Consider the following 25,095-nt stretch of genomic DNA (forward strand, 5'->3'; position numbering starts at 1 on the left):
CGGGTGATACGCATGCATAGTGGCCGGTCCTGGGCCGTTAGGGTGCCGGGTATGACCACACCCAAGACCTCCAACGGCACGTACACCGAGGCCCAGTTGGGCACTCAGATCCTGATCGGCTGGAGTGGCCGGCAGCCCGACGCCGAACAGGACACCGCCTTTCTCCTCGCTTATTCGCTGGGCGACGGACAGGACGGCCCGGAGGTCGGCCGCGAGGCCCTGCGCACGGCGCTGGACTCCGCGGGCCTCCAGGTCGGCGGCCCGATCCAGGACGCGTCCATCTCCCCGAACATTCAGGTGAAGCTCCTCGTCGAGGCGGGACAGGCCGTCCTGACGCTGCCTCACCTGAAGGCGCAGTACCCGGCCCCCGCCGAGTGGGTGGCGGCCGCCCTGGGCCAGGGCCAGGTGTACGGCATGTTCGCCACGAGCCCCTGGCCCGAGGCCGTGCCGGGGCAGCCGGTGAGCGAGGACCGGCTGCGGGCGTTCGCCACCGACGAAGAGGTCGTCCGCACCTCCGCACACTGCCTGCTCCCGGTCCGCTCGCTGGGCTGAGGCCCGCGCCCGCCCCTCCCCAAGGCCCGGAGGGAGCCGTACGGAGATGCCCACCACTCCACGGGGGGTGGTGGGCATCTCCGTACGGCCCCCTCCGTGTGGCCCTCTTCGTGGGGCTCGTGCGACGGGGAGGCGCAGAACGAAAGCGGGCGGCCCGGAGGGTGACCTCCGGACCGCCCGCGCTCGGTACGTCAGTTGTTGCCGACGCCGTTGCCCGACAGGACCGGGATGTCGTCCAGGATGTGCGACAGCGGCTCGTCGCCCTTGGCCTGGGTGGAGTTGTCGGTGCACTGCTGGTTCTGCGGGTTGGACAGGACGTTGATGTCCTGGACCGTGACCGGCACGATACCGATGAGCGAACCGACGTTCACCTTGGCGGGCAGGCCGACGCAGAGCTTGTTCAGGGTGCCCTGAACCAGCTGGTTCTGCGGGCTCCAGGCGCCCTCGGTCTCGGCGTTGCCGATCTCCGACTCAGCGCCGTTGCCGTTGACCGTGGTGGTGCCACCGTCATTGCCGATCGCCATGGCCGTGGGAGCCCCGACCGCGGACAGACCGAGCAGGGACACGGCCACTGCAGCGCCGGCCATCATCTTCTTCATCAAGCTTCACCTTTCGGAACGTCCCCTTGTGGAACGTACTGATCAACTGCCGACGGCCTGATTGGTTGCGCAGCACCACTCAAATGGGTTTGTTTTGGCGCAAGGTCGACGCCGCTGCCTCTGCCGAGAACGGGTCCCAGGCCCTCAGCCCCCGGCCGCCTCGCCCGAGGCGCGGGCCGCCGGCACGAAGCCGCCCCGGCTCACGCCCGGCTCCTGGTGGGCGGGCAGCGGCCGCCCACGTCCGGCCGCCAGCCACTCGGCGACGAGCCGGTCGTAGATCGGGGTGCCGCCCGGTGCGGGCCGTCGCTCTCTGCTCTGCGGGGTATGACCGTCGTACGCATCCATGCAGAGGCCTTACCCCGCCCGGCCGGTAACGTTGGCCGGGTCTCAGGCATCTGGCCCAACCACCGGCCCCACATGGATCACACGGTGCGGACAGGCGGTTTCCGGGCCGTTCCCGACAAGTTCGAGGAAGTCAGCGGGGGCCCGGGGTCATCCGGTCTCAGTTGTTGCCGGCGCCGTTGCCGGAGAGGATCGGGATGTCGTTCAGGAGGTGCGACAGGGCCTCGTCACCCTTGGCCTGGGTGGAGTTCTCGGTGCACTGCTGGTTCTGCGGGGAGGACAGGACGTTGATGTCCTGGACCGTGACCGGCACGACGCCGATGAGCGAACCGAGGTTCGCCTTCGCCGGCAGGGCGATGCAGGGCTTGTTCAGCGAACCCTGGATGAGCGCGAACTGCGGGCTCCAGTCACCGTGGGTGGCGGAGTTGCCGTAGGCCTGCGAAGCGCCGTTGCCGTTGACCGTGGTCGTGCCGCCGTCGTTGGCGATCGCCATGGCGGACGGGGCGGCTGCGGCGGAGGCACCGACGACCGAGGCAGCCATGACTGCCGAGGCCATAATCTTCTTGATCATAAAAAAGCCCTTCTGGGATGTTCCTGTGCCCGCCTGTACGGAGCGCTCTGCTCAACTCCGTCCGGCGGGTGGTGGTTGTGCTCTTTCACTCGAACGATGCTTTCCGCTGTCCGTCCCGCTCGTCCGTCGAGGACGCGGATCGGACGCGGGAGACATGTCGGCCGGTGAAGGGTTCGGGGTGCCGCACTGCGCCGGTCAGCGGCCGAGCGGAACTCCGCCGAGCAGCGGAGCCGCGCCCTCGGCCGCGTCGGTGGCCTGGTCCGCCAGCTTGCGGACCGTACCGTTCTTCGACACCGTCTCCGCCGTCTCCGCGACGGTGCCCACCAGGGGGTTCACGACCAGCGGAGTGCTGGCCATCACCTGGTTGAGGCCCTGGTCGAGGCTGAAGTTGGGGGCCGTGACGTCAGTGGCGGCGAAGGCGGGAGCAGCCGTTCCGAGGGCAGCCACCGAGCCGGCGATGAACGCGGCGGTCTTCGCGTACTTCACTTTTCTGGTTCCCTTCCGCACGGCATCTGCTTCGGTCACGTTTCCGTGCCGCGCACAAGCTTTCTTTACCTGTGACCTCTGCCGCTTTCGTGAGGGATAACGATCCGGCTGCTCGCGGGAAACTGTGCCCGCGGGACTTTCTCCCGCCGACAGGAGGAGAACATCGGCCGGGGCAACGCGAAGGCCCCGGGCGGCCGATGCCGCCCGGGGCCGGGCCGGTACGGGCGGTCAGCCCGGCCGGTCAGTCGTTCACGCGTTGACGCAGGTGTTGCCGAAGGCCGGGTTCAGCACGCCGACCACGTTGACGGTGTTGCCGCACAGGTTGACCGGAATGTGGATCGGGACCTGCACGATGTTGCCGGACAGCACGCCCGGGGAGTTCGTGGCGACGGCCCCGGCGCCCGCGTCGGCCATGGCCGGCGCGGCGAAGCCCATCGCCATGAGCGTTCCGGCGGCGACAGCGGCGATCTTGGTGTACTTCACTTCTCGTACCTTTCCTCGGTGGATTCCGGGGCGGTCACGGCTGGCGTGCCCGCCCGAGCCGGGCCCTGCCCGGCCAGTGAATCCGGCGCTGCCATGCATAACGACGGGCACCGGGAATCGAAACTCCTCGGCGGGCGAGTTTCCGGTTTATCCGCTCGAATGACGTAGTGCCCGTGGGGCGGCGCCACGAGAGATGCGGACGGTGAGCCGACTGCCGCCCCACGGGAGAGCGGAACGCCGTCCCGCGACAGCGACGGGCCCGAGCCGATCGGTGGAGGAACGCCGATGGCCCGGGCCCGGGATGGGGTGGCTGTCGATCAGTTGTTGGCGGCGCCGTTGCCGGAGAGGATCGGGATGTCCTCCAGGATGTGCGACAGGGCCTCGTCACCCTTGGCCTGGGTGGAGTTCTCGGTGCACTGCTGGTTCTGCGGGGAGGACAGGACGTTGATGTCCTGGACCGTGACCGGCACGACGCCGATGAGCGAACCGAGGTTCGCCTTCGCCGGCAGGGCGATGCAGGGCTTGTTCAGCGAACCCTGGATGAGCGCGAACTGCGGGCTCCAGTCACCGTGGGTCTCGGCGTTGCCGTACGACTGGGAAGCGCCGTTGCCGTTGACCGTGGTCGTGCCGCCGTCGTTGGCGATCGCCATGGCCTGCGTGGAGCCGAGACCGAGGATGGAGGCGGCGACAGCACCCGTGGCCAGAACCTTCTTGATCACGATAAACCCTTCTCGTACCTGGTTGCCCCGTAGCGGAGCGTTCTGACCAACTCGGCACCGGGGTTTTGGTTCCGCCCATTCACCCGAATGCCGGGCGCCGGGGGGCGCACCGCGCCGGAGCACGATCGCCGGAAGGCCGCGCGCCCACCGCCCGCCTCCGCAGGCGCGGCCGTTTGCGCGTGAAGGAACCGCGCGCCCCTGCGACAGGCTGATTCGCCCGTACGGGCGGCCGGGGCCGGCGCCATCGGCCCGCCGCCCGCACATCAGGCGCACGCCCCTGAGACGTCAACCTCAAGGATTACGACTCGGGCTAGAAGCGAATCGTTTTTCCCTTTCTGCGGGCTGGGGGTGCGGGAGAGAGACCCGTCATCCGTTCGGGTGAGTACGCATTTTTCACTCAACTCGAAGTTTCCCGCTCGCCTGTCCGTCGTTAGAGAGATCGTCCAGCGTGCACGTGATGGCGAGTTGCACCACCGCTTCCCGCAGGCTCCGACTGTGCGGCGGCTCCGTCCGACGGTCCCCCGTGCTCCGGGCGCGAAGCTCCCACGCGATGTCCTCGCGAATTGTCCTAAGGAAGGGCGAGTAATGCGACAGGTCTTGAACAAAGGCATCATCGTCATGGCGGCCGCATCAGGCCTCCTGGCCGCGGTCGGCGGCACCGCACACGCCGACGCGTCGGCCGAGGGAGCTGCCGTCGGCTCGCCGGGTGTCGGTTCGGGGAACGCCGTGCAGGTGCCGGTGCACATCCCGGTCAACCTCTGCGGCAACACCGTCAACGTGATCGCCCTGCTGAACCCGGCCTTCGGCAACACGTGCGTGAACGCTGACGGCCCGAAGGAGGGCCCCCCGCCGGTCGACAAGCCCCCGGTGGACCAGCCGCCCGTCGACAAGCCGCCCGTCGACAAGCCCCCGGTGGACCAGCCGCCCGTCGACAAGCCGCCCGTCGACAAGCCCCCGGTGGACCAGCCGCCCGTCGACAAGCCGCCCGTGGAGGAGCCGCCGACCGACGCCCCCGGCACGGGTACGCCTGGCACGCCTGGCACGCCCGGCACGCCCGGAACTCCGGACGTCCCCGGCACGGACGCCCCCGGCGCTCCGGGGACTGACACGTCCGGCTCTTCCGGCACGGACGCCCCTGACGCCCCTGGCGCCCCGGGGACTGACACGTCCGGCTCTTCCGGCACGGACACCGTCGGCCCCAACGTCCCGGACCCGCAGCTGGCCGCCACCGGCACCGCCGACCTCGGGCTGGCCGCCGGCGCGAGCGCCGCGCTGCTGCTCGGCGGGACCGTGCTGATGCGCCGCAACCGCAGCGCGCGGGACTGACGGCGCGCCTGCGCGCAATGAGGTCCGGTCGGAACAGTGAGAGCTGTCCCGACCGGACCTTCTCCGCGTCACGCCGTGACCGGAGGCCCCGGCCTCGGGCCGGCGCGGCGGCATGACGGCCGTACGGCGGTGCGGCCCGGACCGGCCTCAGCCCGCGATGCGTTCGAAGACGGCGGCGAGGCCCTGCCCGCCGCCCACGCACATCGTCTCCAGGCCGTAACGGGCCTCGCGGCGGTGGAGTTCGCGGGTGAGTGTGGCGAGAATGCGGGCCCCTGTGGCGCCGACCGGGTGGCCCAGCGAGATTCCCGAGCCGTTGACGTTGATCCGCTCGTGGTCCGTCTCCCCGAGCCCCAGCTCCCTGGTGCAGGCCAGCACCTGGGCGGCGAACGCCTCGTTCAGCTCGATCAGGTCGAGGTCGGCGAGGGCGAGGCCGGCCCGGCCGAGCGCCGCGCGGGTGGCGGCGACGGGGGCGATGCCCATCGTCGCGGCGGGGACTCCGGCGCGGGCGACGGAGACGAGCCGGACGAGCGGGACGAGGCCGAGGCGTTCGGCGGTGTCGGCGGTGGTGACCAGGCAGGCGGCAGCCGCGTCGTTCTGTCCGCTGGCGTTGCCGGCCGTGACCGTGGCGTCGGGGTCGGTCCCGACCATCATCGGCCGCAGGGAAGCGAGTTGCTCGGCGGTCGTGTCGGGTCGGGGGTGCTCGTCCACCGTGACGACCCTCTCGCCCCGGCGGGTGCGTACGGGGACGGGGACGGTCTCCGCGTCGTATCGGCCCTCGGCGGCCGCGCGGGCGGCGCGCTGCTGGGAGCGCAGCGCGAGGGCGTCCTGGTCGGCACGGCTGATCCCGTACTCCCGGCGCAGGTTCTCCGCCGTCTCGACCATGCCGCCGGGGACCGGGTGGTGCGCACCGCCCGCGGTGACGCGGGCGCGGGCGAGGGAGTCGTGGAGCTGGAGCCCGGGGCCCTTGATCCCCCAGCGGCCGTCGTGGGTGTAGTAGGGGGCGGTGCTCATGACGTCGACGCCTCCCGCGATCACGACGTCGCTGAGGCCGGCCCGGATCTGCGTCGCCGCGTCAACGACCGCCTGGAGACCGGAGCCGCAGCGGCGGTCGATCTGGTACCCCGTGACGGTGGCGGGCAGCCCGGCGTCCAGGGCGGCGACCCTGCCGATGGCGGGGGCCTCCGCGGTCGGGTAGGCGTGGCCGAGGATCACCTCGTCGACCAGGCCGGGGTCGATGCCGGTGCGGGCGACGATCTCCGCGATGACGCGGGCGGCGAGGGAGGCGGGAGTCTGCTGGGCGAACGCTCCGCCGAACCGGCCGATGGGGGTGCGCAGGGGTTCGCAGACGACGATGTCGAGCGGCACGGCAAGGCCTTCCTTCAGGGCGGCGGACGGAGCGCGGGTGGTGAGCTGACCTTCGCATCCTCCGACTGAGCCGGTCCAATACTGAATGCGCCCCCGTTCGAGAGGTTCGGCGTCTCAGTAGGTGTGCCGCTCGGCCGTACGGGGGTGGGCAGGGCGTCGCGGGCGACGGCGAGCACGGCGTGCAGGGCGGCGGAGGAGTTGTCGGCACGCCAGGCGAGAGCCGCCTGGCGGCGGATGGGCGGTCCCGCGAGGGGGCGGTAGACGAGGCCGCTCTGCTGGATGTGCCGGACGGAGCTGACGGTGAGGGTGACTCCGACCCCGGCGGCGACGAGCGCCATGATCGTGTAGGAGTCGGGGGCCTCCTGGACGACGCGCGGGGTGAAGCCGGCGCTCTCGCACGCCTGGGTCAGGGCGTCGCGGACGCTGGAGCCGGTGTTGGCGGGGAAGGAGACGAACGGTTCGTCCGCCAGGTCCCCCAGGCGCACGGACTCGCGTCCGGCGAGCGGGTGGTCGCAGGGCAGGGCGCACAGCAGTTCCTCCTCGTCGATCACCCGGTACGCCACTCCCGGCCGGTTGACCGGGAGCCGGACGAAGCCTAGGTCGAGCGAGCCGTCGGCGACCCGGGACAGGGCGACGTTGGCGTAGGTCTGGCCGGTCATGACCAGTTCGAGCCCGGGGTGGGCGGCGCGGACGGCCCGGGTGAGGCGGGGCAGTGTCTCGTTGCTGGAGGCTCCGGCGAAGCCGATGGTGACGCGGCCGTACTCCCCGCGGCCGGCGGAACGGGCGGCCCGTACCGCGGTGTCGAGGTCGTCGAGGAGGGCGCGTACCGGTTCGAGGAAGGCCTCCCCCGCGCTGGTGAGCCGGACCGAGCGGGTGTTGCGCCGGAAGAGCTGCACGCCGAGCTCCCTCTCCAGCTGTCTGATCCGCTGGCTCAGCGGCGGTTGTGCCATCTGGAGCCGTTTGGCGGCCCGGCCGAAGTGCAGTTCCTCCGACACGGCGAGGAAGGCCTTCAGGTGGCGCAGTTCCATGCGGGTGTTCCTCGTGCGGCTCGGGCAAAGGCGCACGGGGCGTGCGGCTCGGACGGTGTGGCGGTGCACAGTGGCCGGATGAGATCTCCGGCGTCCGAATCCGACCCTAATTCGGTATTGGACACCGATCAATGGCGCCTGGCACGGTGGGGCTGCCTGCATTCCGACGCCGGGGAGCGCTGTGGAACGGACGACGGCCGTGAAGAGCGACGCCGGGAAGGTCATGTCGTTGCGGGAGGCCGTCGCGCGCTTCGTCCACGACGGGGACACCGTGAGCCTCGAAGGGTTCACCCATCTGATCCCGACCGCCGCGGGCCACGAGATCATCCGGCAGGGCCGGCGCGGCCTGACGGTCGTGCGGATGACGGCGGACATCGTGGTGGACCAGATGGTGGCGGCGGGCTGCGTCGCACGGTTGGTCTCCTCCTTCGTGGGCAACTCCTCCGCCGGTTCGCTCGGTGAGCTGCGGCGGCGGATCGAGCGGGCCGACCCGGAGCCGCTGGCGTTCGAGGAGTACAGCCACTACGGGATGGTCTGCCGGTATCTCGCGGGTGCGCAGCGGTTGCCGTTCTATCCGCTGCGCTCGTACGGCGGCAGCGATCTTCCCTCGGTCAACCCCGCCATCCGCAAGGTGACGTCGCCCTATGCGGGGCCGATGGGACAGGCGCCCGAGCAGATCTACGTGGTGCCTCCGGTCAACCCGGATGTGACCGTCATCCACGCCCAGCGTGCCGATCGCCGGGGCAACACGCAGATCTGGGGGCTGACCGGCGTCCAGGCAGAGGCGGTGTACGCGGCGGACCGGGCGGTCGTGGTCGTGGAGGAGCTGGTCGACGACGAGGTGGTGCGCTCGGACCCGAACCGCACGCTGGTGCCGGCCCACGCGGTCGAGGCGGTGGTGGTCTGCCCGCGCGGGGCGCACCCCTCGTTCGCGCAGGGTTACTACGACCGGGACAACGCCTTCTACCGGGCGTGGTCCGCGATCAGCGCGGACCCGGCCCGGCTGCGGGAGTGGCTGGAGGAATGGGTGTACGGCACGGCCGATCACGGGCAGTACGTGGCGAAGCTCGGCGAGGAGCACTGGGCGGGACTCGCGGTGGGCGAGGCGCTGAGCGCGCCGGTGGACTACGGGCGGCGGCTGTGAGCGCGTCGCGGGTGACGGGGCCGGTCGCGGACGGTGGTGCGCCCGCCACCCCGTCCGAGCTGCTGGCCGTCGTCGCCTCCCGGGAACTGGCCGGGCGGCGCACGGTGTTCGCGGGGATCGGGTTGCCGACGCCGGCGGTCGAGCTGGCGCGTCTGACCGTCGCTCCGGGCATCGAGGTGGTGTACGAGTCCGGGGTGTGCGGGGCGCACCCCTCCCATCTGCCGGAGACCATCGCGGACGCGGTCCTGATCACCGGGGCCGAGGCGGTGCTGGCGATGCCCGCGCTGTTCGGTTCGGTCCTCCAGGGCGGGCACATCGACGTGGGTTTCCTGGGGGCCGCCCAGATCGACCGGTGGGGCAGTCTCAACACGTCGGTCATCGGCGACTGGGACCGTCCGTCGGTGCGGCTGCCGGGCTCCGGCGGCGCGGTCGAGGTGATGGCGAACGCCCGTGAGGTCTTCGTGGTGATGCGCCGCCACACCCCCCGTTCCTTCACGGAGGTCCTGGACTTCTGCACCACGCCCGGGCCGGACCGGGCGCTGGCGGACGGGACCCGTCCGCTCGGCGCCGGTGTCACCCGGGTCATCACCGAGCTGGGCGTTCTCGCCCGTGACGGCGTCGGGGACGAGCTGCGGCTGGTCGCCGTGCACCGCGGTGTCACCGTCGAGCAGGTCCGCGCGGCGACCGGGTGGGACCTGAAGGCGGCCGACCGGGTCGCGACGGTGGACCCCGTCTCCCCCGCGGAGCTGCGGCTCCTGCGCGACGACGTCGATCCCGACCGTGTCTATCTCCGCTGAAAGGGCCTCACTGCCATGCGTATCAGGATCATCGGAGCCGGGGCCATGGGCCGCGGCATCGCCCAGTGGGCGGCGAGCGCCGGACACACCGTCGAACTCGGTGACGTGCGGCCCGAGGCGGTGGCCGAGGCGGTGGAGTTCGTCGCGTCGATGCTGGACCGGGCGGTGGCCAAGGGCCGGATGTCCGCCGCCGACCGGGACGGGTCCCTGGCGCGGCTGGCGCCGCTCGGCGATCCGTGGGCGGCCGGCCCCGACGTGGAGCTGGTCATCGAGGCCGTACGGGAGGACCTGGGCGCCAAGGCGGAGGTGTTCGGCCGACTGGAGCGGGTGCTGCCCCCCTCCGCCGTCTTCGCGACCAACACCTCGTCCCTGTCGGTGACCCGGATCGCCGCGACGCTCCAGGACCCCTCGCGCCTGGCCGGACTGCACTTCTTCAATCCGGTGCCGCTGATGAGGATCGTGGAGGTGGTGCCGGGGGCGGCCACCCGCCCGGACATCCCGGCCGCGCTGAGCCGGCTCGTCGAGGGCTGCGGCCACCGGGCGGTCGTCGTGGCGGACACCCCTGGGTTCCTGGTCAACCACGCCGGGCGGGGGCTGGTGACCGAGGCGCTGGCGCTGCTGGAGGAGTCGGTGGCGGATGCCGCGGAGATCGACCGGATCGCCCGGGACGTCCTGGGTCTGCGGATGGGCCCCTTCGAGCTGATGGACCTGACCGGGCTCGACGTGACGGCCGCGGTGATCGACTCCATCTGGGAGGGTTTCCGGTACGAGGACCGGCTGCGCCCGTCCTTCCTCACCCCGAACCGGGTGGCGGCGGGGTTGCACGGACGCAAGACGGGCCGGGGCTGGTACGCGTACGGCGAGGGGGCGGCCGGCCCCGCGCCGGAGAGTCCGGTCTCCGGTGACGGTGGGCGGCCGGTGTTCTGGGCCGCGGGCGGGCAGCGGGCGGCCGGCCCCTACGAGGAGGCCCTGGCCGGTGCGCTGGAGGCGGCGGGGGTCGACCTCGAGCGGGGCGGGCGGCCCTCCGCGCGGGCGGTGGTGCTGGTGCCCGGCTGGGGTACGCCGGTGGCGGAGGCCGTCGCGGCGGGCGGACTGCCCCCGGAACGTACCTTCGGCGTCGAGGTGTTGCCCGCCGCCGGGCGCCGGCGTGTGCTCGCGGTGACGGCGGCCGGCGACCCGGCGGCCGCCCGTGACGCCCGGGCGGTGCTGGCGCGGGCCGCAGAGGGCGAACAGCCGTACGCGGTCTCGGTCGTGCGGGACACCGCGGGCTCGGTCGCGCAGCGTCTGCTGTCCTCCGTCGTCGCCGTCGGCTGCTCGATCGCGGAACGCTCGCTCGCCACGCCCGCCGACATCGATCTGGCGGTCGCCACCGGTCTCGGCTATCCGGCCGGCCCCCTGGCGTGGGGCGAGCGCGTCGGCGCCGCCCGGATGCTGGAGCTGGGGCGGGCGCTGCACGCGACGACGGGCGACCCGCGTCACCGTCCGACCCGTTGGCTCGCCGAGCGGGCCGCCCTGGGCCTCGCCCTGACCGACCCGGGCGCCTCGCCCGCGGACTGCCTGGACTGAGGGGGGCTGCTGCGCTGCCGCGCTGCGGGAGGGTCAGAGGTGCGGGCCGGCGTTCCCGCCGGACGGTCCGTTCCCAGCGCTTCCCCGGCTCCCGCTGCTCTCCTTGCTCTCCTTCGCGTCCCTGGGTTCCTTCTCCCATGTCGCGTGCAGCCGGGACCTCACGTCGTCGGGCGGCAGGAAGCGGGACCAGCGCTCGGGGAACTCGGAGGGCATGTACGCGGGGCCGTCGTCCTCGTCGTCCGCGCCGTCCCAGACGGCCGGGCGAATCCGGGCGACGAACTCGGCGGCCTGGGCCGCCCGGGCGCGTTCGGTGGCCTCGCGGGCGGCGGCGGTGGCGAGCGAGGGCCATACCCGGTCGATGGCCGCGTTGACCGCGGCGCCGACCAGCACGGCGAAGGCCGAGATGCCGATCCAGAGCAGGACGGCGATGGGCGCGGCCAGGGAGCCGTAGATGGTGGGGCCTTCGACGGTGTTGGTGAGGTAGATCCGCAGCAGGAAGCTGCCGAAGACCCACATGCCGAGCGCCACGAGCGCTCCGGGCACGTCCTCGATCCAGGGTGAGCGCACCGGGACGGACACGTGGTAGAGCGTCGTGAGGAACGCGACGGTCAGCAGGATGACGAGGGGCCAGTACAGGACGGCTATGACCTCGGTGCCCCAGGGCACGAGCTCGACCACCCGGTCCGGGCCGACGACCAGCAGCGGCAGCACCACCGCGCCCAGCAGCAGGGCGACGACGTAGAGCAGGAAGGCGAGCAGCCGGGTCTTGACGATCCCGCGGTGGCCGTCGAGTCCGTACATCACGGTGATGGTGTCGATGAAGACGTTCACCGCGCGCGAGCCGGACCACAGGGCGATCGCGAAGCCGATGGAGATGATGTCGGGGCGGGCGCCGGTCGTGACGTCGGCGAGCAGTGGTTCGGCGAAGTCCTCGACCCCGCGCTCGGACAGCACCGCCTGGGAGGCGGAGAGGATGTTGCGCTCGATGGAGGCGACCGTGGTGGTCGTCGTCCACTCGTCCACGTAACCGAGCAGGCCGATCAGCCCGAGCAGCAGCGGGGGCAGCGAGAGCAGGGTGAAGAACGCCGCCTCTGCCGCGAGTCCGAGGATGCGGTACTCGATGCACGAGTTGACGGTGTCCTTGAGCAAATGCCACGCCATCCGCCGTTTGGACACGTTGCGGTAGAGCACTCGCGCCCGGTGGAGCCGGCCCGGTGGCCGCTCGGGTGTTTCGTTTGCTGCCTGCACGTCCTTACCGTATCGGCATGGCAGCTACGACCCACACCGTGACCAATCAGGTTCCGCCGCTGGTCGACTATGACGTCTTCGCAGCCGATCGGGCCCTGTCCGAGGCCGTCGGGCGGCATATCGAGCCGGGCGTCCTGCCCGAGGCCCTGGAAGAACTCGGAGCCCTCGGCCGGGCCGCGGGCTCCGCCCAGGTCCAGGAGTGGGGGGCGCAGGCGAACACGTATCCGCCCGTTCTGCGCAGCCACGACCGTTATGGGCACCGCGTCGACGAGGTGGAGTTCCATCCCTCCTGGCACCGGCTGCTGAGCCGTGCCGTCTCCGCCGGGCTGACCGATGCCTGGGGGCGTCCGGCCGGGCACGTCCGGCGTGCCGCCGGGTTCCTGGTCTGGACGCAGGCCGAGGCGGGGCACGGCTGCCCGCTGTCGATGACGCATGCCGCGGTGCCGGCGCTGCGGACCGATCCGGCGCTGGCCGCCGAGTGGGAGCCGCTGCTGACCTCGCACACGTACGACGAGGGGCTGCGGCCCGCCGGGACGAAGAGCGGGGTGCTCTTCGGGATGGGGATGACGGAGAAGCAGGGCGGCACCGACGTGCGGTCGAACACGACGCGGGCAGAACCGCTTCCGGGGGACGGCGGGTATCTGCTCACCGGGCACAAGTGGTTCTGCTCGGCGCCGATGTCGGACGGATTCCTGGTGCTGGCGCAGGCGCCGGGCGGGCTCAGTTGTTTCCTGGTGCCGCGTGTGCTGCCGGACGGCGTGCGCAACGTGTTCGCGATCCAGCGGCTGAAGGACAAGCTGGGCAACCGGTCCAACGCGTCGAGCGAGGTGGAGTTCGACGGGACGTGGGCCCGGCGGGTCGGCGAGGAGGGGCGCGGCGTGCGCACCATCATCGAGATGGTGGCGGCCACCCGGCTGGACTGCGTGGTCGGCTCGGCGGCGCTGATGCGGCAGGCGGTGGCCCAGGCGATCCACCACGGCGCCTCCCGTCGCGCGTTCGGCGGGCCGCTGATCGACAAGCCTCTGATGCGCAACGTCCTGGCGGACCTCGCCCTGGAGTCGGAGGCGGCGACGGTCCTGGCCCTGCGGCTGGCCTGCGCGTACGACACGGACACCGAGGAGGAGCGGGCCTTCCTGCGGCTCGCGGCGCCCGCGGCGAAGTACTGGGTGACCAAGCGCTGCACCGCGGTGGTGGGCGAGGCGCTGGAGTGCCTGGGCGGCAACGGGTACGTGGAGGAGTCGGGAATGCCCCGGCTGCTGCGTGAGGCGCCGCTCAACTCGATCTGGGAGGGGTCGGGCAATGTGCAGGCGCTGGATGTGCTGCGCGCGCTGCAACGGGAGCCGCGGGCGCTGGACGCGTTCCTGCGCGAGGTCGGGAAGGCGCGCGGGGCGGACCACCGGCTCGACGCGGCGATCCGGAACCTGCTGACCGAGCTGGCGGACCTGGAGGGCATCGAGGCGCGGGCCCGGCGGCTGGTGGAGCGGATCGCCCTGGTGCTCCAGGGATCGCTGCTGGTGCGCTGGGCCCCGTCGGAGGTCTCCGACGCGTTCTGCGCCTCGCGTCTGGGAGGCGACTGGGGTTCGGCGTTCGGGACGCTGCCGCACACGCTGGACCTGGCGTCGGTGGTGGCGCGGGCCCGGCCGGACGTCGCCTGAGGGCTGCCCTCCGGGGGAGCCCCGTGACAGGCGTCGGGGGGAAGCGGAGGAGAGTGGTGCTGCGCCGACACGGCACCACCCTCCACGCTCATGCACCACCGGGCGGCCGGAAAGACCCGGCGCACGGTGTTCTGTCACTCTTCTACGGGCCGGCAGCACATGGCCAGAGTTGCAAAGGGTTGCAAGCGTTGTGTGGACTGTACAACGGTCCTCTCGGGGCGGTGCGGGGACCGGGCCGTGCGCCGGGGGCCGGAGCACGGGGAGCGTTCGGGGGAGACCATGGCCAGGACAGAATCTGCCGGGGTGGTGCGGGTGACCGGCCGGGGTACGGACCGCGACGCCGTACGCCTGCTCCACCGGGCCCGGGAGACGCGGCTGACGGGCGGGCGCGGGAGCGTCGTGCCCCGGGCCGAGATCGACGCCTCGTGGGACCGCGTGGTGCGCAGCGGCATCGATCCGGAGCAGTCGCCGGAGAGCGAGCTGCTGGAGACGGACGAGATCGAGCACCGGCGCCGGAGCACGGCACTCGGCGAGTTGATGCCGCTGTTGCAGGCGGGGCTGGCGTCGATCGCCGACGAGACTCAGCAGATCATGGTGATCACCGACGCCGACGGCCGGGTGTTGTGGCGTCAGGGCAACAGCGCGGTGCTGCGCCGGGCCCACGACATCTGCCTCCAGGAGGGGGCGGCCTGGGCGGAGGCGGCGACGGGGACGAACGCGATCGGTACGGCGCTGGCGGCCCGCGCCCCCGTCCAGGTCCACTCGGCCGAGCACTTCATCCGGGCGCTGCACGGCTGGACCTGCGCGGCGGCCCCGATCCGGGACCCGCGCGACGGGCGGCTGATCGGGGTCGTGGATCTCAGTGGGCCGGCGGCCACCGCCCACCCGGCGACGCTGGCGCTGGTCGACTCGGTGACCCGGCTCGCCGAGGGTGAGATCCGCTCCCGGCACCTGGTGGAGGTCGAGCGGCTGCGCGCGGTGGCCGCGCCGATCCTGTGCCGACTGGGCGGGCGGGCGCTGGCGGTGGACACGCACGGCCGGCTGGCCGCGGTGACGGGGATGCCTCCGGTGGACCGGCTGCCGCTGCCGAAGTCGCTCAGGCCGGGGCGGGTCTGGCTGCCCTCGCTCGGCATGTGCCGCGTCGAGCCGCTGCCGGGCGGGTGGCTGGTCCAGGCGGACGACGGCGGCGCGGAGGGGCCTGGACGCCGGGTGGTGCTGGACCTGAGCCGGCCGCGGTCCCTCGCCGTGCATCTGACCGGCCCGCTGGGCGACTGCGCCCAGCGGCTCTCGCCGCGCCACGCGGAGCTGCTGTACGCGTTGGCGGTGCACCGCCACGGGCGCACCGCTTCCGAGCTGGCGCTGGACGTGTTCGGGGACGCCACCCGGACGGTGACGGTCCGGGCGGAGGTCTCCCGGCTGCGGCGACGGCTGGCGGAGGTGCTGGCCCACCGCCCGTACCGCTTCGCGGACGGGGTGGAGGTGGAGGTGGTCCGCCCGGAGCACCCCGCCGACCTGCTGCCGCACTCGACCGCCCCGGTGGTGGTGGAGGCGCGGCGGATGGACCGCGGGCGCCCCGGTGCGACGGGCCCGGGTACGCCCGCCCCGCCCGTCGGGACGCCCCCCGGGTCCGGCGGGGGCGGGGCCGCCGTGCACGGCGGCCCCGCGGCATGATTTTCTGACCGCCATGAGCGACACCTACGCCGCCGCGCCGACCACCGAAGTGACCGTCTGGTCGCTGGAGCAGACCTCGCCGGGCGATCTCCGCCCCGCCGCCGTGCCTGAGGGAGATGTGCGGATCGTCCGGTCCCAGCTCCCGCTGCCGGAGTTCAGCCGTTTCCTCTACACGGCCGTGGGCGGCGACATCCGGTGGACGGACCGGCTGGGGCTGACGTACGCGCAGTGGAGCGAGGTCCTGGAGAGGCCCGGGGCGGAGACCTGGGTGGCGTACGTGGACGGGACGCCCGCCGGTTACGTCGAGCTGGACGGGCAGGACGACGGCGTGGTCGAGATCGTGTACTTCGGGCTGATCCCGGCTTTCCGGGGGCGGCGCATCGGCGGCCACCTCCTCTCGTACGGGGTGGCGCGCGCCTGGGACACGGCCGAGCGGCGGCCGGAGCGACCGCGGACACGGCGGGTGTGGCTGCACACCTGCTCCAAGGACGGCCCGCACGCGATGGGCAACTACCTGCGGCGCGGCTTCCGGCTCTTCGACACGAGGACCGAGGTGGAGCCCGAGGCGGCGGCTCCGGGGCCGTGGCCCGGGGCGTACGGCTCCTGACCGCTCCGCCGGGCGCGGTGCTGCCTCGGGCCACCGCACGATCCCGGCCGCGGCGGGCTCGGGTGCCCACCACTCTCGGGCGGTTTGTCGCCATTGCCGTCGCCGCTTTCTGTGACCACCGCCACACCATCTCACCTGTCAGGACCATCTCGTCCACATAGTGGATTGTGGTGGACTGCCGCGAGATGTGCGTGACACGCTTCCGTCATGTCCGGAACTGGAATTGCCTTGGTGAGTCGACGCCACGTCGACCTCGGCCGCATGTCCAGCGCCATCTGTCCGGCGAGCTGAGAGCCCCAGCACCCGCCGCCCCCCTCTTCCCTCTGCAACGCCCCGCGCACCGCCGCGCCTCAGCGCGAGTGTGCAGTTCAGAGCCGCCCTCCCGCAGTCCCGAAGGACGTATTGTCATGGCCGCTATCCCGGATAAGCCTGCGCCCGCCACGCCCCGCCGCAAGGCCGGACGGCACCGTGGCGAGGGCCAGTGGGCCGTGGGCCACCACACCCCTCTCAACGGGAACGAGCAGTTCAAGAAGGACGACGACGGTCTCAACGTACGGACACGTATTGAGACGATCTACTCCAAGCGCGGCTTCGACTCCATCGACCCGAACGATCTGCGCGGGCGCATGCGCTGGTGGGGGCTGTACACGCAGCGCAAGCCCGGCATCGACGGCGGCAAGACCGCGGTGCTGGAGCCGGAGGAGCTGGACGACAGCTACTTCATGCTGCGCGTGCGCATCGACGGCGGACGGCTGACCACGCGACAGTTGCGAGTGATCGGCGAGATCTCCCAGGAGTTCGCCCGGGGCACCGCCGACCTCACGGACCGGCAGAACGTGCAGTACCACTGGATTCGCATCGAGGACGTGCCGGAGATCTGGCGACGGCTCGAAGAGGTGGGCCTGTCCACCACCGAGGCCTGCGGCGACACGCCGCGCGTGATCCTGGGCTCCCCCGTCGCGGGCGTCGCGGAGAACGAGATCATCGACGGCACCCCCGCCATCGACGAGATCCAGCGCCGCTTCATCGGCAACCCCGACTTCTCCAACCTGCCCCGCAAGTTCAAGACGGCGATCTCCGGTTCCCCGCACCTGGACGTGGCGCACGAGATCAACGACGTCGCGTTCGTCGGCGTCGACCACCCGGAGCACGGGCCCGGCTTCGACCTCTGGGTCGGCGGCGGACTCTCCACCAACCCCAAGCTGGGGGTGCGTCTGGGCGCCTGGGTGCCGCTGGACGAGGTGCCTGACGTGTTCGCCGGAGTCATCGGCATCTTCCGCGACTACGGCTACCGGCGGCTGCGCACCCGCGCCCGGCTGAAGTTCCTCGTCGCGGACTGGGGCCCGGAGAAGTTCCGCCAGGTGCTGGAGGACGAGTACCTGAAACGCGAGCTGACCGACGGCCCCGCGCCCCGGCAGCCCGCCCAGACCTGGCGGGACCACCTGGGGGTGCACCGCCAGAAGGACGGCCGCTTCTACGTGGGCTTCGCCCCGCGGGTGGGCCGGGTCGACGGGACCACGCTCACCAAGATCGCCGAGCTGGCGGAGGCCCACGGGTCCGGCCGGGTCCGCACCACCGCCGAACAGAAGATGATCGTGCTCGACGTCGCGAAGGAGCAGGTGGAGTCCCTGGTCTCCGGCCTGGAGGCGCTCGACCTGCGGGTCTCCCCCTCCCCGTTCCGGCGCGGCACGATGGCGTGCACCGGCATCGAGTTCTGCAAGCTGGCGATCGTCGAGACGAAGGCGCGCGGCGCCGCCCTGATCGACGAACTGGAGCGCCGCATCCCGGAGTTCGAGCACCCGATCACCATCAACATCAACGGCTGCCCCAACGCCTGCGCCCGCATCCAGGTCGCCGACATCGGCCTCAAGGGCCAGCTGATGCTGGACGAGAACGGCCGTCAGGTCGAGGGCTACCAGGTCCACCTCGGCGGTGCGCTCGGTCTGGAGGCCGGCTTCGGCCGCAAGGTGCGCGGACTGAAGGTGACCTCCGCCGAACTGCCGGACTACATCGAGCGGGTGCTCGGCCGCTTCCAGGAGCAGCGCGAGGACGGCGAGCGCTTCGCGACCTGGGCGGCGCGCGCCGACGCGGAGTCGCTGTCATGAGCGAGCGGGCCGCCCCCTTCCACTGCCCGTACTGCGGGGACGAGGACCTGTGCCCCCACGACAGTGGCCACGGCGCCTGGGAATGCTCCTCCTGCAACCGCGCGTTCCAGCTAAAGTTCCTGGGCCTGCTGGCTCGGGGCGTCGTGCGCAACGAGGCCGAAGGGGACGGGATATGACGGGCACTGCGCAGACCGGACAGCCGACCGAGCAGGAGTTGCGCGAACAGGCCGAGCGTGCGGGGCGGGAGCTGGAGGACGCCTCGGCGTCCGACATCCTGAAGTGGGCGGCGGACGCCTTCGGTTCGCGCTTCTGCGTCACCTCCTCGATGGAGGACGCCGTGGTGGCGCACCTGGCGTCGCGGGTGATGCCGGGCGTGGACGTGGTCTTCCTCGACACCGGCTACCACTTCCCCGAGACCATCGGGACCCGTGACGCGGTGGACGCGGTCATGGACGTCAACGTCATCACGATCACCCCGCGCCGGAGCGTCGCGGAACAGGACGCGGAGCACGGCCCGAAGCTGCACGACCGTGACCCCGACCTGTGCTGCGCGTTGCGGAAGGTCAAGCCGTTGGAGGACGGCCTGAGAGGGTACGCCGCCTGGGCCACGGGCCTGCGCCGCGACGAGTCCCCGACCCGGGCGGGCACCCCGGTCGTCGGCTGGGACGCCAAGCGCCGCAAGGTCAAGGTCTCCCCGATCGCCCGCTGGACCCAGGACGACGTGGACGCCTACGTCGCCGAGCACGGGGTGCTCACCAACCCGCTGCTGATGGACGGTTACGCCTCCGTCGGCTGCGCCCCCTGCACCCGGCGGGTGCTGGAGGGCGAGGACGCACGGGCCGGGCGCTGGGCCGGGCGGGGCAAGACCGAATGCGGGCTGCACGGCTGATGACGACAGATCAGGAGGGTTCGATGAGCGTGACGGAGACGGGAGCCACCGTCTGGCTGACCGGTCTGCCGAGCGCGGGCAAGACCACCATCGCCTACGAGCTGGCGGGCCGGCTGCGGGCCGAGGGCCACCGGGTCGAGGTGCTCGACGGCGACGAGATCCGCGAGTTCCTCTCCGCGGGGCTGGGCTTCTCCCGCGAGGACCGGCACACCAACGTGGCCCGGATCGGTTTCGTCGCCGAGCTGCTCGCGGCCAACGGCGTGAAGGCGCTGGTCCCCGTCATCGCCCCGTTCGCCGACAGCCGCGAGGCCGTCCGCAAGCGGCACGCCGCCGAGTCCACCACCTATCTGGAGGTGCACGTCGCGACGCCGGTCGAGGTGTGCTCCGTACGCGATGTGAAGGGGCTGTACGCCAAGCAGGCGGCGGGCGAGATCAGCGGTCTCACCGGGGTCGACGACCCCTACGAGGCCCCCGAGTCGCCGGACCTGCGGATCGAGTCGCACCAGCAGACCGTGCAGGAGTCCGCAGCGGCGCTCCACGCGCTGCTCACCGAGAGGGGTCTGGCGTGAGCGCCGTCACCACCGTGCCGGAAGGCACCGTCAACCCGTACGCGCTCAGCCACCTGGACTCGCTGGAGTCGGAGGCCGTGCACATCTTCCGCGAGGTGGCGGGTGAGTTCGAGCGGCCGGTGATCCTGTTCTCCGGCGGCAAGGACTCCATCGTGATGCTGCACCTGGCGCTGAAGGCGTTCGCGCCCGCGCCGGTGCCCTTCACCCTGCTGCACGTGGACACCGGGCACAACTTCCCCGAGGTCCTGGACTACCGGGACCGCGCGGTGGCCCGGCACGGGCTGCGGCTGCACGTCGCCTCCGTGCAGGAGTACATCGACGCCGGGAAGCTCCGCGAGCGCCCCGACGGCACCCGCAACCCGCTGCAGACCGTCCCGCTCACCGAGGCGATCCAGCAGCACCGCTTCGACGCGGTGTTCGGCGGTGGGCGGCGCGACGAGGAGAAGGCGCGCGCCAAGGAGCGGGTGTTCAGCCTGCGCGACGAGTTCTCGCAGTGGGACCCGCGCCGTCAGCGCCCCGAGCTGTGGCAGCTCTACAACGGGCGGCACGCCCCCGGCGAGCACGTCCGGGTCTTCCCCATCTCCAACTGGACCGAGCTGGACGTCTGGCAGTACATCGAGCGCGAGGGCATCGAGCTCCCGCAGATCTACTTCGCCCACGAGCGCGAGGTGTTCAACCGCAACGGCATGTGGCTGACCGCCGGCCACTGGGGCGGCCCCAAGGAGCACGAGTCCACCGAGACGCGCCTGGTGCGCTACCGCACGGTCGGCGACATGTCCTGCACGGGCGCCGTCGACTCCGACGCCACGACGCTGGAAGCCGTGATCACCGAGATCGCCGCCTCCCGGCTCACCGAGCGGGGCGCCACCCGCGCGGACGACAAGATGTCCGAGGCCGCGATGGAAGACCGCAAGCGTGAGGGGTACTTCTAAGATGACCACTTCCATCCAGTCGCCGGACCAGCTGTCGGCGACCACGCTGCTGCGGTTCGCGACCGCCGGGTCCGTCGACGACGGCAAGTCCACCCTCGTGGGACGCCTGCTGCACGACTCCAAGTCGGTCCTCACCGACCAGTTGGAGGCCGTCGAGCAGGTGTCGCTGAGCCGCGGCCAGGACGCACCCGACCTGGCGCTGCTGACGGACGGCCTGCGGGCCGAACGGGAGCAGGGCATCACCATCGACGTCGCCTACCGTTACTTCGCCACCCCCCGGCGACGGTTCATCCTCGCCGACACCCCGGGCCATGTGCAGTACACCCGCAACATGGTGACCGGCGCCTCCACCGCCGAGCTGGCCGTGGTCCTGGTGGACGCCCGCAACGGGGTCGTCGAGCAGACCCGCCGGCACGCCGCGGTCGCCGCGCTGCTGCGCGTCCCGCACGTGGTGCTGGCGGTCAACAAGATGGACCTGGTCGACTACGCGGAGCCCGTGTTCGCCGCGATCGCCGAGGAGTTCACGGCGTACGCGGCCTCTCTCGGCATCCCGGAGATCACCGCGATCCCGATCTCCGCGCTGGCCGGGGACAACGTCGTGGAGCCCTCCGCGCACATGGACTGGTACGGCGGGCCGACCGTGCTGGAGCACCTGGAGACGGTGCCGGTCAGCCACGACCTCACCGCCTGCCACGCGCGGTTCCCGGTGCAGTACGTGATCCGCCCGCAGACCGCCGAGCACCCGGACTACCGGGGATACGCCGGTCAGATCGCGGCGGGGGTGTTCCGGGTGGGCGAGAGCGTCGTGGTGCTGCCCTCGGGGCGGACCTCCACCGTCACGGGCATCGACGCGCTCGGCGAGAGCGTCGACATCGCCTGGGCCCCGCAGTCCGTGACGATCCGGCTGGCGGACGACATCGACATCTCGCGCGGTGACCTGCTCGCCCCGGCCGACGACGCCCCGGCCGTCACGCAGGACGTCGAGGCGACCGTCTGCCATGTGGCGGACCAGCCCCTGACGGTGGGCCGGCGGGTGCTCCTCAAGCACACCACCCGTACGGTCAAGGCGATCGTCAAGGACATCCCGTCCCGGCTCACCCTGGACGACCTCTCCCAGCACCCGGCCCCCGGGCAGCTGGTGGCCAACGACATCGGCCGGGTCGTGGTGCGTACCGCGGAGCCCCTCGCGCTCGACGCGTACGCCGACTCCCGGCGCACCGGTTCGTTCCTCCTGATCGACCCGGCGGACGGCACGACGCTGAGCGCCGGCATGGCGGGGACCTCCTTCGCGGAGGTCGCCGAAGCCGCCACCGAAGCCGCCGACGACGACTCCGGGTGGGACTTCTGATGGCCGGCGACGCCTTCTCCTCCTTCGCGAAGGAGGGCGGCCGGGTGGGGAGCGGCGCCCTCGGCAGCGGCCAGGGCGGGGTCGGGCGATGTGCGTGATGACGTACGCGCACCGCCCGCGCGCCCATCCGCACCGCCCGTACCGCCCACGACCTGCCGATCTCCCGGCCGCGCCCCCCTGACCGACAGCGGGGCGCGAGCACCGGGCCGAGGAGAGGAAAGCCTCCCGTGCCTGTTCCCCCCGCCGTGGTCCGCCGCGCCCTGGCCGCCGTCGCCGCTCTACCGTTCCTCGCCCTGACGGCCGGCGCCTGCGGCTACGGCTCCCAGGCGGACCACGGCATCCGGGCGGCGAACGTCTCCCCGCGGGGCGAGAAGCTCTCCGCGGACACGGTGAGGATCGGCTACTTCCCGAACCTCACGCACGCCACCGCCCTGGTGGGCATCCGGGAGGGCACCATCCAGAAGGAGCTGGGCGGTACGAAGGTCGAGTCCACGGCCTTCAACGCGGGCCCCTCCGAGATCGAGGCGCTGAACGCGGGCTCGATCGACATCGGCTTCATCGGCCCCTCCCCCGCGGTCAACGGCTTCACCCGGTCGCAGGGCGACAGTCTGCGCATCATCGGCGGCTCGGCGTCCGGCGGGGTGAAGCTGGTGGTCGACCCCGAGAAGATCACCGACGTCGACGATCTCAGGGGGAAGCGGATCGCCACCCCGCAGCTGGGCAACACCCAGGACGTGGCGTTCCTGAACTGGATCGCCGAGCAGGGCTGGAAGGTCGACTCCCAGAGCGGCGAGGGCGACGTCCTGGTGGTCCGCTCGGACAACAAGGTGACTCCGGCCGCCTACCGGTCCGGCTCGATCGACGGAGCCTGGGTCCCCGAGCCGACCGCCTCCCAACTGGTCTCCGAGGGCGCGAAGGTGCTCCTGGAGGAGACGGACCTGTGGCCGGAGAAGAAGTTCGTGATCACGAACATCGTCGTGTCGCAGAAGTTCCTCGCCGCCCACCCGGACGTGGTCGAGGCGGTGTTGAGGGGTTCGGTGAACACCAACGAGTGGATCAACGAGAACCCCGCGAAGGCCAAGGCCGCGGCCAACAGCGCGCTGGAGAGCCTCAGCGGCAGACCGCTGCCCCCGCAGATCCTCGACCCGGCGTGGGAGTCCATCGAGTTCACCGACGATCCGCTGGCCGGCACCCTCGACGCCCAGGCTCGGCACGCCGTGCGGGCAGGACTCCTCGACGCGCCGGACCTCCAGGGCATCTACGACCTGGGGCCGTTGAACAAGGTCCTCAGGGCCGCGGGACGGCCCGAGGCAGACGACGCCGGCCTCGGCGCCGGGTGACCCGCCCATCCGTACCAGACCGCAAGGATTCCCAGGAGGTGACGACCATGGCGACCACCACCCTCACCAAGGCCGAGGACCGTACGGCGGTCGGGCACGCGGCCCGTCTCACGCACGTCTCGAAGTCCTTCGACGGACCCGCGGGGCGGCAGCTCGTCCTGGACGACGTCTCCCTCGATGTCGCTCCGGGTGAGTTCGTCACCCTCCTGGGGGCCTCCGGGTGCGGCAAGTCGACGCTGCTCAATCTGGTGGCCGGTCTCGACCGCCCCTCCGCGGGGTCGATCGAGACCCCGGGCGGGCGGCCGGCCCTGATGTTCCAGGAACACGCCCTCTTCCCGTGGCTGACCGCGGGCAAGAACATCGAGCTGGCCCTGCGGCTGCGCGGGGTGGCGAAGTCGGAGCGCCGCACGGAGGCGGAGCGGCTGCTCGAACTCGTGCGTCTCGGCGGGGCGTACGGCAAGCGGGTGCACGAACTCTCGGGCGGCATGCGGCAGCGGGTCGCGATGGCCCGCGCGTTGGCCCAGGACAGCCAACTGCTGTTGATGGACGAGCCGTTCGCGGCTCTGGACGCCATCACCCGTGATGTGCTGCACACCGAGCTGACCCGGATCTGGCACGAGACGAACGCCTCCGTCCTCTTCGTGACGCACAACGTGCGCGAGGCGGTCCGGCTGGCTCAGCGTGTCGTGCTGCTCTCGTCCCGCCCCGGCCGGATCGCCCGGGAGTGGACGGTCGGCATCGAGCAGCCGCGGCGCATCGAGGACAAGGCGGTCGCGGAGCTGTCCGTCGAGATCACCGAACAACTGCGTGGGGAGATCCGCCGACATGGCCAGCACTGACATCACGTCCGGCCGGGAGCGGCCGGACGCGCCGGCCGGCGGCCCCGACCAGGCGTCCGACGACCTGGCCGGGCTGGAGGCCGGGCTCGACGCCCTGGACGCGGTGCAGATCCGTCGCACTCCGGTGCGCGAGGTCCTGCTGCGCAAGGCGCTGCCCCCGGCCGTGGCGGTGGCCCTGGTGCTGACGGCCTGGGAGCTGCTGGTCCGCGCCGAGGTGACCGAGGTCTACAAGCTGCCGCCGCCGTCGGCGGTGTGGGACAGCGCCCGGGAGATGTGGCTCAAGGGCACGCTGCTGGACGTCGTGTGGACCAGCGTCTCCCGCGGCCTGCTCGGCTTCCTCCTCGCGGTGGCCCTGGGAACGCCGCTGGGCCTGCTGGTCGCCCGGGTGAGACTGGTCCGGGCCGCGATCGGACCGATCCTCTCCGGCCTCCAGTCGCTGCCCTCGGTGGCGTGGGTGGCTCCGGCGGTGATCTGGCTCGGGCTCAACGACCGGATGATGTTCGCGGTGATCCTGCTGGGCGCGGTGCCCTCGATCGCCAACGGACTGGTCTCCGGCGTGGACCAGGTGCCGCCGTTGTTCCTGCGGGCGGGCCGTACCTTGGGCGCGACCGGGCTGCGCGGGACCTGGCACGTCGTGCTGCCGGCCGCGCTGCCCGGCTACCTGGCGGGTCTCAAGCAGGGCTGGGCGTTCTCCTGGCGCTCCCTGATGGCCGCCGAGATCATCGCCTCCTCCCCGGAACTGGGTCTGGGGCTCGGGCAGTTGCTGGAGAACGGCCGCAGCAACTTCGACATGCCCGCCGTCTTCCTCTCGATCCTGCTCATCCTGTTCGTCGGCATCGCGATCGACCTGCTCGTCTTCAGTCCGCTGGAGCGGTGGGTGCTGCGCAGCCGCGGTCTCCTCGTCAAGAACTGAG

The 25,095-nt window shown here is 72.0% G+C and carries 27 protein-coding genes; 18 read left to right on the forward strand and 9 right to left on the reverse strand.

The features are described from left to right. Positions 1-51: 51 nt before the first annotated feature. Entirely contained in the window at positions 52-552 is a 501-nt protein-coding gene (locus tag V9U70_RS17620; RefSeq protein WP_336676347.1) for a DUF5949 family protein, read from the forward strand. 191 nt (positions 553-743) lie between these two features. Here the strand turns inward: V9U70_RS17620 and V9U70_RS17625 are convergent, their stop codons facing one another. The 6 genes from V9U70_RS17625 to V9U70_RS17650 form a co-directional block, all read right to left on the reverse strand. Further along, complete coding sequence (locus V9U70_RS17625; RefSeq protein WP_336676349.1) at positions 744-1,151, reverse strand: rodlin; 408 nt, start codon at positions 1,149-1,151, stop codon at positions 744-746. A 144-nt stretch (positions 1,152-1,295) separates the two neighbouring features. Beyond that, complete coding sequence (locus V9U70_RS17630) at positions 1,296-1,496, reverse strand: hypothetical protein (protein WP_336676351.1); 201 nt, start codon at positions 1,494-1,496, stop codon at positions 1,296-1,298. A 157-nt stretch (positions 1,497-1,653) separates the two neighbouring features. Further along, a complete protein-coding gene (locus V9U70_RS17635) occupies positions 1,654-2,064 on the reverse strand; it encodes a rodlin (RefSeq protein ID WP_336676352.1) in 411 nt (136 codons plus the stop codon). Between the two features lie 195 nt (positions 2,065-2,259). After that, the gene (locus V9U70_RS17640; RefSeq protein ID WP_336676353.1) at positions 2,260-2,550 is read right to left on the reverse strand and encodes a hypothetical protein; all 291 of its coding nucleotides are present in this window, start codon (positions 2,548-2,550) and stop codon (positions 2,260-2,262) included. Between the two features lie 249 nt (positions 2,551-2,799). Further along, complete coding sequence (locus V9U70_RS17645; RefSeq protein ID WP_336676354.1) at positions 2,800-3,033, reverse strand: chaplin; 234 nt, start codon at positions 3,031-3,033, stop codon at positions 2,800-2,802. Positions 3,034-3,350: 317 nt separating this feature from the next. Then, entirely contained in the window at positions 3,351-3,752 is a 402-nt protein-coding gene (locus V9U70_RS17650; RefSeq protein WP_336676355.1) for a rodlin, read from the reverse strand. 585 nt (positions 3,753-4,337) lie between these two features. Here V9U70_RS17650 and V9U70_RS17655 point away from each other — a divergent pair. Continuing rightward, positions 4,338-5,078, forward strand: a complete 741-nt coding sequence (locus tag V9U70_RS17655) for a chaplin (RefSeq protein WP_336676357.1) — start codon at positions 4,338-4,340, stop codon at positions 5,076-5,078. Positions 5,079-5,225: 147 nt separating this feature from the next. On the opposite strand, the gene V9U70_RS17660 is transcribed toward V9U70_RS17655, so the two are convergent. Next, complete coding sequence (locus V9U70_RS17660) at positions 5,226-6,443, reverse strand: acetyl-CoA C-acetyltransferase (protein ID WP_336676359.1); 1,218 nt, start codon at positions 6,441-6,443, stop codon at positions 5,226-5,228. Between the two features lie 14 nt (positions 6,444-6,457). Continuing rightward, positions 6,458-7,471 carry a LysR family transcriptional regulator gene (locus V9U70_RS17665; RefSeq protein ID WP_336676361.1) on the reverse strand — a complete coding sequence of 338 codons (1,014 nt, stop codon included), beginning with the start codon at positions 7,469-7,471 and terminating at the stop codon, positions 6,458-6,460. A gap of 223 nt (positions 7,472-7,694) precedes the next feature. On the opposite strand from V9U70_RS17665, the gene V9U70_RS17670 reads away from it, so the two are divergent. The 3 genes from V9U70_RS17670 to V9U70_RS17680 are packed head-to-tail and all read left to right on the forward strand — an operon-like array spanning position 7,695 to position 10,978. Continuing rightward, positions 7,695-8,615: a CoA transferase subunit A gene (locus tag V9U70_RS17670; RefSeq protein WP_336676836.1), complete on the forward strand. Its 921-nt coding sequence runs from the start codon at positions 7,695-7,697 to the stop codon at positions 8,613-8,615. Next, positions 8,612-9,412, forward strand: a complete 801-nt coding sequence (locus V9U70_RS17675; protein ID WP_336676363.1) for a CoA-transferase subunit beta — start codon at positions 8,612-8,614, stop codon at positions 9,410-9,412. The genes V9U70_RS17670 and V9U70_RS17675 overlap by 4 nt, the downstream gene beginning before the upstream one ends. A 15-nt stretch (positions 9,413-9,427) precedes the next feature. Next, a complete protein-coding gene (locus V9U70_RS17680) occupies positions 9,428-10,978 on the forward strand; it encodes a 3-hydroxyacyl-CoA dehydrogenase (RefSeq protein WP_336676365.1) in 1,551 nt (516 codons plus the stop codon). 33 nt (positions 10,979-11,011) lie between these two features. Here the strand turns inward: V9U70_RS17680 and V9U70_RS17685 are convergent, their stop codons facing one another. After that, positions 11,012-12,169: a YihY/virulence factor BrkB family protein gene (locus V9U70_RS17685; RefSeq protein WP_336676838.1), complete on the reverse strand. Its 1,158-nt coding sequence runs from the start codon at positions 12,167-12,169 to the stop codon at positions 11,012-11,014. 74 nt (positions 12,170-12,243) lie between these two features. On the opposite strand from V9U70_RS17685, the gene V9U70_RS17690 reads away from it, so the two are divergent. The 13 genes from V9U70_RS17690 (at position 12,244) to V9U70_RS17750 (ending at position 25,094) form a co-directional block, all read left to right on the forward strand. Continuing rightward, positions 12,244-13,881, forward strand: a complete 1,638-nt coding sequence (locus V9U70_RS17690) for an acyl-CoA dehydrogenase family protein (RefSeq protein WP_336676366.1) — start codon at positions 12,244-12,246, stop codon at positions 13,879-13,881. Positions 13,882-14,160: 279 nt separating this feature from the next. Beyond that, the gene (locus V9U70_RS17695; protein ID WP_336676367.1) at positions 14,161-15,552 is read left to right on the forward strand and encodes a helix-turn-helix domain-containing protein; all 1,392 of its coding nucleotides are present in this window, start codon (positions 14,161-14,163) and stop codon (positions 15,550-15,552) included. Between the two features lie 13 nt (positions 15,553-15,565). Further along, on the forward strand, positions 15,566-16,159 hold the full coding sequence (locus tag V9U70_RS17700) for a GNAT family N-acetyltransferase (protein ID WP_336676368.1): 594 nt from the start codon (positions 15,566-15,568) through the stop codon (positions 16,157-16,159). Positions 16,160-16,366: 207 nt separating this feature from the next. Beyond that, on the forward strand, positions 16,367-16,450 hold the full coding sequence (locus V9U70_RS17705) for a putative leader peptide (protein ID WP_309486338.1): 84 nt from the start codon (positions 16,367-16,369) through the stop codon (positions 16,448-16,450). A gap of 116 nt (positions 16,451-16,566) precedes the next feature. Then, a complete protein-coding gene (locus V9U70_RS17710) occupies positions 16,567-18,264 on the forward strand; it encodes a nitrite/sulfite reductase (protein WP_336676369.1) in 1,698 nt (565 codons plus the stop codon). Continuing rightward, positions 18,261-18,440, forward strand: coding sequence for a hypothetical protein (locus V9U70_RS17715; RefSeq protein ID WP_336676371.1), 180 nt, complete (start codon positions 18,261-18,263; stop codon positions 18,438-18,440). The genes V9U70_RS17710 and V9U70_RS17715 overlap by 4 nt, the downstream gene beginning before the upstream one ends. Further along, entirely contained in the window at positions 18,437-19,153 is a 717-nt protein-coding gene (locus tag V9U70_RS17720) for a phosphoadenylyl-sulfate reductase (RefSeq protein WP_336676373.1), read from the forward strand. The genes V9U70_RS17715 and V9U70_RS17720 overlap by 4 nt, the downstream gene beginning before the upstream one ends. Next, on the forward strand, positions 19,153-19,722 hold the full coding sequence (cysC, locus tag V9U70_RS17725; RefSeq protein WP_336676375.1) for an adenylyl-sulfate kinase: 570 nt from the start codon (positions 19,153-19,155) through the stop codon (positions 19,720-19,722). The genes V9U70_RS17720 and cysC overlap by 1 nt, the downstream gene beginning before the upstream one ends. Beyond that, positions 19,719-20,654: a sulfate adenylyltransferase subunit CysD gene (gene cysD, locus V9U70_RS17730; RefSeq protein WP_336676377.1), complete on the forward strand. Its 936-nt coding sequence runs from the start codon at positions 19,719-19,721 to the stop codon at positions 20,652-20,654. The genes cysC and cysD overlap by 4 nt, the downstream gene beginning before the upstream one ends. A gap of 1 nt (position 20,655) precedes the next feature. Then, entirely contained in the window at positions 20,656-22,002 is a 1,347-nt protein-coding gene (locus tag V9U70_RS17735; protein WP_336676379.1) for a sulfate adenylyltransferase subunit 1, read from the forward strand. A 227-nt stretch (positions 22,003-22,229) separates the two neighbouring features. Next, entirely contained in the window at positions 22,230-23,342 is a 1,113-nt protein-coding gene (locus V9U70_RS17740; RefSeq protein ID WP_336676381.1) for an ABC transporter substrate-binding protein, read from the forward strand. A gap of 47 nt (positions 23,343-23,389) precedes the next feature. Continuing rightward, positions 23,390-24,181, forward strand: a complete 792-nt coding sequence (locus tag V9U70_RS17745) for an ABC transporter ATP-binding protein (protein WP_336676382.1) — start codon at positions 23,390-23,392, stop codon at positions 24,179-24,181. Next, entirely contained in the window at positions 24,168-25,094 is a 927-nt protein-coding gene (locus V9U70_RS17750; RefSeq protein ID WP_336676383.1) for an ABC transporter permease, read from the forward strand. Before V9U70_RS17745 ends, V9U70_RS17750 begins: the two co-directional genes overlap by 14 nt. Position 25,095 lies beyond the last annotated feature (1 nt).

This window comes from Streptomyces pratensis, assembly GCF_037137275.1.
In the GTDB taxonomy this organism is placed as follows: domain Bacteria; phylum Actinomycetota; class Actinomycetes; order Streptomycetales; family Streptomycetaceae; genus Streptomyces; species Streptomyces pratensis_B.